Source organism: Peribacillus sp. P4_D6 (genome assembly GCF_056401795.1).
Window position 1 is genome coordinate 53,015 of the sequence record NZ_JBFUIQ010000019.1, and the last position, 8,860, is coordinate 61,874.

10 protein-coding genes are annotated in these 8,860 nt (G+C 44.6%); 3 read left to right on the forward strand and 7 right to left on the reverse strand.

The features are described 5' to 3' along the window. The 3 genes from AC1DVB_RS09190 to AC1DVB_RS09200 are packed head-to-tail and all read right to left on the reverse strand — an operon-like array spanning position 1 to position 2,980. Positions 1 to 1,098, reverse strand: a complete 1,098-nt coding sequence (locus AC1DVB_RS09190) for an FAD-dependent monooxygenase (RefSeq protein ID WP_057278039.1) — start codon at positions 1,096 to 1,098, stop codon at positions 1 to 3. A 23-nt stretch (positions 1,099 to 1,121) separates the two neighbouring features. Next, a complete protein-coding gene (gene ribD, locus AC1DVB_RS09195; RefSeq protein WP_377331258.1) occupies positions 1,122 to 2,216 on the reverse strand; it encodes a bifunctional diaminohydroxyphosphoribosylaminopyrimidine deaminase/5-amino-6-(5-phosphoribosylamino)uracil reductase RibD in 1,095 nt (364 codons plus the stop codon). Between the two features lie 14 nt (positions 2,217 to 2,230). Further along, the gene (locus AC1DVB_RS09200; RefSeq protein WP_095679242.1) at positions 2,231 to 2,980 is read right to left on the reverse strand and encodes a GTP cyclohydrolase II; all 750 of its coding nucleotides are present in this window, start codon (positions 2,978 to 2,980) and stop codon (positions 2,231 to 2,233) included. Positions 2,981 to 3,234: 254 nt separating this feature from the next. Between AC1DVB_RS09200 and AC1DVB_RS09205 the strand changes: the two genes are divergently transcribed. Next, on the forward strand, positions 3,235 to 3,606 hold the full coding sequence (locus AC1DVB_RS09205; RefSeq protein WP_057278042.1) for a YuzC family spore coat inner layer protein: 372 nt from the start codon (positions 3,235 to 3,237) through the stop codon (positions 3,604 to 3,606). A gap of 63 nt (positions 3,607 to 3,669) precedes the next feature. On the opposite strand, the gene AC1DVB_RS09210 is transcribed toward AC1DVB_RS09205, so the two are convergent. After that, positions 3,670 to 5,175, reverse strand: coding sequence for a leucyl aminopeptidase (locus tag AC1DVB_RS09210; protein WP_377331255.1), 1,506 nt, complete (start codon positions 5,173 to 5,175; stop codon positions 3,670 to 3,672). A gap of 268 nt (positions 5,176 to 5,443) precedes the next feature. On the opposite strand from AC1DVB_RS09210, the gene AC1DVB_RS09215 reads away from it, so the two are divergent. Further along, positions 5,444 to 5,926 carry a divergent PAP2 family protein gene (locus AC1DVB_RS09215; RefSeq protein ID WP_034310222.1) on the forward strand — a complete coding sequence of 161 codons (483 nt, stop codon included), beginning with the start codon at positions 5,444 to 5,446 and terminating at the stop codon, positions 5,924 to 5,926. A gap of 9 nt (positions 5,927 to 5,935) precedes the next feature. Next, positions 5,936 to 6,724, forward strand: a complete 789-nt coding sequence (locus AC1DVB_RS09220; protein WP_063574764.1) for a cobalamin-binding protein — start codon at positions 5,936 to 5,938, stop codon at positions 6,722 to 6,724. 60 nt (positions 6,725 to 6,784) lie between these two features. Here the strand turns inward: AC1DVB_RS09220 and AC1DVB_RS09225 are convergent, their stop codons facing one another. The 3 genes from AC1DVB_RS09225 to AC1DVB_RS09235 all read right to left on the reverse strand — a co-directional run bounded on the left by AC1DVB_RS09225 (position 6,785) and on the right by AC1DVB_RS09235 (position 8,720). Next, positions 6,785 to 7,477, reverse strand: coding sequence for a 3D domain-containing protein (locus AC1DVB_RS09225; protein WP_052137353.1), 693 nt, complete (start codon positions 7,475 to 7,477; stop codon positions 6,785 to 6,787). Positions 7,478 to 7,815: 338 nt separating this feature from the next. Continuing rightward, complete coding sequence (locus AC1DVB_RS09230) at positions 7,816 to 8,133, reverse strand: YuiB family protein (RefSeq protein WP_034310217.1); 318 nt, start codon at positions 8,131 to 8,133, stop codon at positions 7,816 to 7,818. A 107-nt stretch (positions 8,134 to 8,240) separates the two neighbouring features. Beyond that, positions 8,241 to 8,720, reverse strand: a complete 480-nt coding sequence (locus AC1DVB_RS09235) for an NUDIX domain-containing protein (protein WP_477589021.1) — start codon at positions 8,718 to 8,720, stop codon at positions 8,241 to 8,243. Positions 8,721 to 8,860: the final 140 nt, after the last annotated feature.

The following is an 8,860-nucleotide window of genomic DNA, read 5'->3' on the forward strand; positions in this document are numbered from 1 at the left end:
TCAAACATAAGCGGCAGCAAACTGTGATGCGAAGGACATCTCCTTGTCCACCTGAATGGCCTGTAATCTTTCAATCTCGGCTTTTCTTTTTGGCTCAGCCATTTTAAGTCCAAGGAAGCCAGTATCCCCCTGCAGGATGCATCCAGAAATAAGCTCGGCCAATATATCGGCATCCTTCATGGCACAATTGAGTCCGAACGCACCCGTAGGCGTCATCGTATGGGCTGCATCACCTAATAAAGCTACGCCATCCTTTGTCCACGTCTCACAATAGCTGCTGTAAACATCCAATAAAATGAAGTCCTGCCAAGAGCGGATATTTTCACATACAACCTTTTTTAATTCAGGAAAGGCAAGAAGCAAATCTTCAATGAATGGTTCAAAATGCTGTTTTCGCAAATGGGGAAATGAACCATGCTCTATATTCCATCCAATTTGGATGAAACCTCCGGCCTGGGTGAAGAGGGCAACCTGGGAGCCATTGACCAATGCCATCTTGATCGAAGGCTTCCACCCCTCCGGAGCAGGAATTTTTGCCCACAGTAAATCATAGCCATGACCTTTAATCTCGACTGGTATTCCCGCTTTTTTTCGAACGATGGAAAACCTGCCGTCCGCTCCGATTATCAATGGACTTTGCACTTCAAGGTCATTTCCGTCATTACGGGCCTTGACACCCGTAAAACGGCCCATTTCATTCTGCATCAAGTCGGTAACCCTCGTATTCATCATCAATTGAAAGGAGTCCAGCTTTTCGGCTTCATTCAATATGGCTTTAAGCAGATGGTTTTGAGGGACATGTATCCCAACATGATTGACAGGCCATTCCGGGATAATGCTTTTGAATATTTGGCCGTCATGCCAATATTCAATTTGTTCCATCCTAAGCAAGCCAAGTTTTTCCACACTATTGAATAAACCGTGCTTTTTAAGAATGCCCTCTCCTTCATCGTTCAAGAACTCGCCCCTGAACTCCCTTGAAACTTCAGAATGCCTTTCAAGCAATACGACTGAAATGTCCTGCTTGGCCAATAGGTAAGCCAGCAGGGCACCTCCAGGACCTGAACCGACTATGCATACATCTGATTTAACCATCATGCCTCTTCACCTGTTGTCTATTTTTATTTAGGATAAGCCGTGATGCGTATGTCCTCACCAAACGTTTCCACGCCAGAAAAGGAAACATCCATCGCTTCATCCATCGTATCCACATTCATGCCAGTATACGGTGTCAGTGAGTTTCTGCCGCCCAATAGTTTAGGGGCTATATAAATCAAGTATTTATCGATGAGCCCTTCCCTAAGGAATGAGGCATTCACTTCGCTTCCGCCTTCCAGCAAGACATCCGTAATCCCCTTTTTATACAGCTCTTCCATTAATGCCGTTAGATTCAGTCCCGTCTCGTTTTTGGGGACGAAAATGAATTCGATCCCTTTTTCACGTAAAAGGTCCATTTTATCCGCAGGTGCATTTTCCTGCGTTACGATCAAGGTCTTCGCATCTGATACCTCTACAACTTTGGCATCCAATGGAACCCGTAATTCACTGTCTAAAATGATCCGGATCGGATTTTTCCCTCCGCCCTCCGGAAGTCTGGTCGTCAGTGATGGATCATCGGCCAACACAGTCCCGATACCAACTAGGATGGCATCCACCTCATTACGAAGCAAATGAACGGAATGACGTGACTCTTCCCCTGTTATCCACTTTGAATGGCCTGTGTGGGTTGCAAGTTTTCCATCGAGCGTCATCGCATACTTCGATATGACAAATGGACGATCCGTCAGCATATTGTGAATAAAACGCTCATTCAGCCTTTGAGCTTCCTTTTCCAGGACGCCGACTTCAACTTCAATGCCTGCATCCTTTATGATCGATATTCCTCTGCCGGCCACTTCCGGATTCGGATCTTGAGTCGCAACCACGACTCGCCGGACACCTGATTCTTTCACCAAATTTGCACAAGGAGGTGTCTTTCCATAATGGGAACAAGGCTCAAGAGTCACATAAAGCGTTGCACCTTCTGCATACTCACCCGCCATTTTAAAAGCATGTACTTCCGCATGCGGTTCACCCGCTTTACGGTGAATCCCTGTCCCGGCTATCACACCGTCTTTCACTATGACTGCCCCGACCACTGGATTTGGATTCGTCTTTCCTTTAGCACTGGCTGCCAAATCCAGTGCCAGCTTCATGTAATATTGATCATCATTCATTCTATAGCTCTCCTTTATACAATCAAAGTTGGCTTCTTTGTGGGTATATGTCCAGACTTCTTGACCTTTGTATCGAGATAGAAACTATTATCTTCCGTCAAACCGCCCCATAGCGGAATATGGTCCTTTGCCGCAAGTCCATGCTTCATGAGGGCATCCAGCTTTTTGGGGTTGTTCGTGATTAAAGTAACCGGATCCTTACGAAGTTCCCTCAACACGCGAATGGCTCCCTCGTAAGATCGCGTATCGTCTTCGAATCCTAAAGCCTCATTCGCCTCGACCGTGTCATAACCTTCCTGCTGTAGCAAATAGGCAAGAGATTTGGAAAACAGGCCAATCCCTCTTCCTTCATGGTCCGCAAGGTAAAAAATGGCCCCGCACCCATGCTCGGCTATCATCTTCATCGATTGGTGGAGCTGGTAGCCGCAATCACAGCGTTTACTGCCGAAGATATCACCTGTGTGGCAGATGCTATGCATCCGGACAAGTGCATCCTCCGACTTTTCAAAATCACCATAAACCAATACGGAGGATTGCTGTCCAAAAGCGAGGTTCGCTTCCGAAAGCGAATCAAGCACCGTATCCTTGTCATTATCCGAACCGTCAAGCTGAAGCCATGTATACCATTGGAAAACCGTCGAGAAATCTCCTTGTTCAACCGGCAGGTTCACAGGTCCCACAAGGCATATATCAGCTTTACCGGGGGTTTGGATGATATTCATTTTATCTATTAAAAGGTCTTTTGTTTCCTGGGTTATTTTCATGTTAACATCACCTATTTTATAATTTATAGTGTGCCTTCTCCTTACTTTAGGTAAGTAAGTATATTACTATACACTATACCTGTCAATGAAGCAGTTTACAAATAATAGTGTGTCTTTGATCATAATTTTCAAGAAGTTTTTTTGCAGAAAAAGGTCATTCACAAACCTCTATCATATCGGCTGGCCTTTATACATATTTTAACGTATAACGAAAACGTGTCTATAGACAGACCTAATGAAAGGAAGGAAACCTTTTGGAGGATTTCCCTTATTTTTTATATGATCCCATCCTATTTCCGCCTCACGCCAGGAATCGGGCATTGCGTCCCTACTTGGCAACCAATCCAGATCTGCTAGTCAAATCGGCAAATACCTCGCAATCTTTGATGCTTGATGTAAAAAAGGTCATGGATACCATAGCCACATCCAAGCCTTTCTCGAACCGGTTGATGACTGCTGCCCAAGCATCGCAAAAAAATGTCGTGATCGATATGATCCGAAAGATAGGAATTAAGAACGAACCTGATATCACGTATAACCCCGATGGGATCCGTTTTGATTTCTATCCTAAAGCAGGAGAAGAAAATTGCCATATCATCGTCAGCTTGAAATGGAGGGAGGCATAACGTCCGTCCAACACCTTTTTGGTAAAAAAACCGAAGCCTATTTTCGGCTTCGGATATTTGGGATCATCTTGTTTTCGTTTCAAAGGTTTCTACCAATAGTGCAAGCGTGCGTGCCATGACACCGGTAGCCCCCGATGTGCACAATTCGGAGTTGCTCGAGGTTGTGGAAGTTCCGGCAATATCCAGATGGACCCACGGAGTGTCTTCGGCAAATTCACCGATGAAGGCGCCGCCCATGATCGCATGTCCCGCCCCTCCAGGTGAATTATTCAAATCCGCTATTTTACTATTGCGTACCCGCTCTTTATCCTTTTCCGTAATCGGCAATCTCCAAATGGGCTCCCCGGCCTCCTCTGAGGCTTTGACCACTTGTTCATAGAATTCCGTGTCATTTGTCATTGCACCCGTCATATCCATGCCCAGCGCCGTTATGACACCACCCGTTAAAGTGGCAACGTCAATAAGATAGTCGGCACCATGATGTTTAGCGTAAGTCATGGCATCCGCCAAAACCAGACGGCCTTCCGCATCCGTGTTCAATACCTCTATCGTCTTGCCGCTCATGGCAGTGATCACGTCATCGGGCTTGAATGCATCACCGCTGATCATGTTATCAGTGGAAGGAATGACCGCCACGACATTTTGGTCCGGTCCCAATTCGCCGATGATTTCCATTGCACCTAAAACGGCTGCCGCACCGCCCATATCCGTCTTCATTCCAACGATACCAGCCTTCGTTTTCAATGAGTATCCACCCGTATCGAATGTGATCCCTTTACCGACCAACCCGATAACATCCTTCCATTCATCCTTACCTTGATACTTCAGGACGATCATTTTCGGAGGCTCGACCGAACCTTTATTGACAGCAAGGAGTGCGCCCATTCCCAACTTGAGCATGTCCTCCTTCTCGAGGATCTCCACTTCAAACCCATAACGTTCGCCCAAGGCAGATGAATAATCCGCCAAATCCGTGGAAGTCAGCAAATTGCCCGGTGTATTGACCAATGTTCTGGCTGAGTTCGTCGCCCTTCCGAAGATCCTCCCTACATGCAGCGCGGCACCGACCTCTTCTTGATCAAATTCACTGTAAACCGTAATCGATTCAAGGCTTTTTTCGACCTGGTTCGATTTTTGCTTGTATCCGTCAAATTTATAGGATGCAAGTTCAAAAGCTTCGGAACAAGCATGCGCTGCATCCAATGCATCCAGATTTTCAGTCGTGAATGTATCCAACGCGATTGAAATTGTCGTAATCTTGGATTCTTTAATCGTCTTACGCGCTTTTCCCAACGCTTCGCGGAGCGTTTCAAAAGATAGCTCCTTTTCCTTGCCCAACCCTACAAAAATCAATCTCTTTACGCTTAATTTACCTAATGTATGTATTTTGACCACTGATTTTTTCTTGGAAGAGATTTCTCCGGCTTTCACCAACTCTGTCAGCTGGCCATCCAATCGTTCATCCGCTTCTTTTCCTATCCCTGTGAACTTTACGGGTCTGTCAAATACGCCTAGAATCAGGCATTCGTCAATCAAATCTATATTTAAGGAATTTTTTACTATGAACATTCTGATACCTCCTCCATTCTATTACATTCATTATAACGAAATCTTCAAAAATTTTCGAATAAGCCGCGAAAATAATAATAACAAGGGATATTGTTTAGAATGGGTGACTTTAGAGTAATAGTATAAGAAAGATCATATTTATACTTATGCCGGCAGGGAATCGACAGGACTGAATGGAACTAATAATAAGGGCCTTATTCCGAACAGGATGCATTTACCCATATATGGATTTCATCTTTACTTATAACTAGAAAGAAGGCTGATACTCTTGGAATTATTACTCAACTTCCCTTTAATCGCAGCATTGATTGCCATTTTCTTTGCTCAATTCATCAAAGTGCCCATCCACTTCATAGCATTTCGCAAAGTGAACTGGTCACTCATTAACTCCACAGGCGGTATGCCAAGCTCCCACTCTGCGGCCGTGTCAGCCCTGACCGTGGCGGTAGGGATCGAAACCGGAATGGATTCCCCTGTATTTGCCGTTGCCGCGATCTTTGCAATCATCACGATGTTCGACGCGACAGGAGTAAGACGGCAGGCAGGAGAACAGGCAGCCGTCTTGAACCAGCTCGTTACTGACTTCAATACCTTTGTCGAGCAAGCAAAGAACTGGCAGAAAAAAGCAGATAAACAGAAACAGCAGCAATTAAAGGAACTGTTGGGCCATAAGCCAATCGAGGTATTTTTCGGAGCCTTGACCGGAGTATTCATTGCATTGGCACTTCACTTTTTCATCTTTCAAGGGTAGGTGTTCAATTTGAAAATAATCTCTCTTTGCCCCAGCAATACGGAACTATGCACATATCTAGGAATCGAAGATCAGCTGATCGCCATCGATGACTACTCTGATTGGCCTGAAACCCTACAGCATCTTCCTAAGGTGGGGCCCGACTTATCGATCGATATCGATCATGTGGAATCACTAAAACCCGATTTGGTGCTGGCTTCACTGAGTGTACCGGGCATGGAAAAAAACATTGAGGGGCTAAAAGAACGGAACATCCCCCATATCATCTTCAACCCGCAATCGCTTGAAGATATCGCAAAAGATTTACTGACCTTGGGCGAGGCGATGGATCTTAAGGAAAAAGCAGAGGAACAGGCTGCCAAATTCCGTGATGCCATCCTTCAATATAAAAACATCGCCGATAAAATCGAAACAAAGCCGTCCCTGTATTGGGAATGGTGGCCTAATCCCTTATTCAGCCCCGGGGGAGTTAATTGGTTATCCGAGATCAGTACGCTTGCGGGAGGATATAACCTTTTCGAGGATGTCGACATGGCAAGCATTCAAGTCACTTCCGAAGAGGTCCAAAAAAAGGATCCCGACCATATTTGCTTAGCTTGGGTCGGTGTCCCTTTACGTAAAGTAAACCCTGCGCTTGTCAAGAAACGGCAAGGGTGGACTGATATGAAGGCCGTCCGGAATAACCATATTCACATCATGGAAGAACCTTTATTCTGCCGGCCTTCCCCGCGTTTGCTGGATGGGCTGTCCATATTGGCAAAGACTCTGCATCCTGAAGCCTACAAAGGCATGCCCTAAGGGCGTCCCAAATGAAACAGAAAAGGCTGCCTCAATTGAGGCAGCCTTTCACTTTCCTCTTTAAAAAGCAAAAGAAGCTACATTCTCATTCAATGTTTTCTCAGCGATTTTCGGCTTGAATACCTGCTTGATCTTGGTTTCATTCAACCTGCTTAACTGTTGTTCGGATAATTCGCCGTTCCCTTTTTGGACAACATATACTTCAAGGGTTTTCTTTCCCCAGTTCTCGTACACATCCTGTACCGTTTCGTAGTATAGATCCAGATGATTCCCTTTGATCGCACCACCTTTGTCCGCTACAACCCCATATCCATAGCCAGGAATCCAAAGGATGGTTCCGAGAGGGAATACGGCAAGATCGGCGGCAATGGTGGAAAACAAATCCCGTTTCACCTTCACCCCTGAATATGTGATTCCATAAGATGGGCTTTCCGGGTACTTTCCGGTTGATTCATACCCTGCTGTATATCCTGTAGCCAAAACTTCATGCTTCGGGTATTTCGAAAGCTCGATTGCCTCCGCTATCGTCGTGGGACCATTGCTCGCAGATGCCGATGCCATTAGCGTTGCCACTTGCCCCCCACTATGAATCGCTTTATATTCGAGACCAAGCATTCGATGTTGTCTCATTGCCTCTTCAAAAGGATGATCTTCAGGAACTGCCCCAAAAACATGATTCAAGGTCGATTCGATGGCCAAGATAAATAATATGATAATAGCAACCCTCAAAAATAATGCCTTTACAATCTTCATATGTATCAATTCCACTCCTCTCACAAGGATATTTGTTCCCTTTACGGAGTGAAAGTATTCATAAAGCATGGAAAGAACCAATTTTTCATACAAAAAAGGCTCTTTTCGTAAAGATCGTTGTTTTTAAAACGAAACTATTTAAGGTTGATTGGAGCGGAAGTGCCAGACTGCCTGCGGGAGCAGCGGAAGACCCCACAGGGTTTACGCCGAGGATGCTCACCGCCCCGCGGAAAGCGAGCATCTGGAGGGGAAATCAACCACACCGCACTACTTGGTAAATAGCAACAAAGTATGCGAAAACAAAAAAGGACCGTCCATAAATGACGGCCCTTCCCTTATTAAAACATTTGATATCCTTTATTCCTTAGAATCCTGATGACCACACCAGCTAAAACCGCACCAAGCAGCCCGCTTGATAAAATAATGATGTCTGCCGTATGCAGGGATGTAAGGTTCGTACCAAGATTGGAAAAAGATATTCCCGGATTCCTAAAATATTCTATTAGCTTTGTTTCATTGACAATGATGATGAAGACGATTGGAAATAAGAAGACCATGATCCACGAAGAACGAAAGAGCATATTCAGCAAAAAGCCAATTCCGAAAAACAATATGAAAAATAAGAGTATTGAGATAATTAAAACAGGCAATGGCATGTTATTCTTGACCCTCCTTAAAAGCGACACCTTTAGTTTACTGAAAAAATAATTGCTGCGTCAACGACTTATACCAAATAATACCGAAGAAAAGATAATTACCCAAATTACAAGAATAGTTTATATGATGTATATCCAAATTGATCTCCCGGATTCAACCCGTCAAGCATCGTCTGCATTCTTTCCTTTTTAAAAGCTAAAAGCTGTTCCAATAGTAACGATTGCTTCCCCTCCTTCATGAGTAAATCAGGGTGATAAAATTTCGCTTCATATAATTCATCCAATTGAGCATTTACGTCAAAGCTGAGCGGTTTAAGTAAAAATATCAACATATTATCACTTATATCCCCTTTGATGACTCCGCTTCTCACTCCTACGATGCCTTCGATTTCTGTATGAATGCCCGTCTCCTCCAACACTTCCCTTATGACAGCTTCATCGACGGTTTCATCATTTTTGACAAAACCTGCCGGAAGCGACCATTGCCCTATCAATCCGCCATACCTTTTGTTCACGACTAGCCACTCACCTTTATCCGATATCACAAGGCCGGACACTGCCAGCCAAACATTTTTGCAACGTTCCACCAAAACCCACTTCCCCTACAATCATTATTTAGTAAAGATGATGCCAAAGATAATTTCCTTGATCAAACTTCGTCATCCCCATTATATTCCACACAAAAAAATTGCATACTCCGCTATGACACACTCATCGATGGATGGGC

What these genes read in the sequence shown, in the direction of transcription:
- AC1DVB_RS09190 (WP_057278039.1), bottom strand. Translation starts at nt 1,098, where the DNA reads ATGATGGTTAAATCAGATGTATGCATAGTCGGTTCAGGTCCTGGAGGT.
- ribD (WP_377331258.1), bottom strand. Translation starts at nt 2,216, where the DNA reads ATGAATGATGATCAATATTACATGAAGCTGGCACTGGATTTGGCAGCC.
- AC1DVB_RS09200 (WP_095679242.1), bottom strand. Translation starts at nt 2,980, where the DNA reads ATGAAAATAACCCAGGAAACAAAAGACCTTTTAATAGATAAAATGAAT.
- AC1DVB_RS09210 (WP_377331255.1), bottom strand. Translation starts at nt 5,175, where the DNA reads ATGTTCATAGTAAAAAATTCCTTAAATATAGATTTGATTGACGAATGC.
- AC1DVB_RS09225 (WP_052137353.1), bottom strand. Translation starts at nt 7,477, where the DNA reads ATGAAGATTGTAAAGGCATTATTTTTGAGGGTTGCTATTATCATATTA.
- AC1DVB_RS09230 (WP_034310217.1), bottom strand. Translation starts at nt 8,133, where the DNA reads ATGCCATTGCCTGTTTTAATTATCTCAATACTCTTATTTTTCATATTG.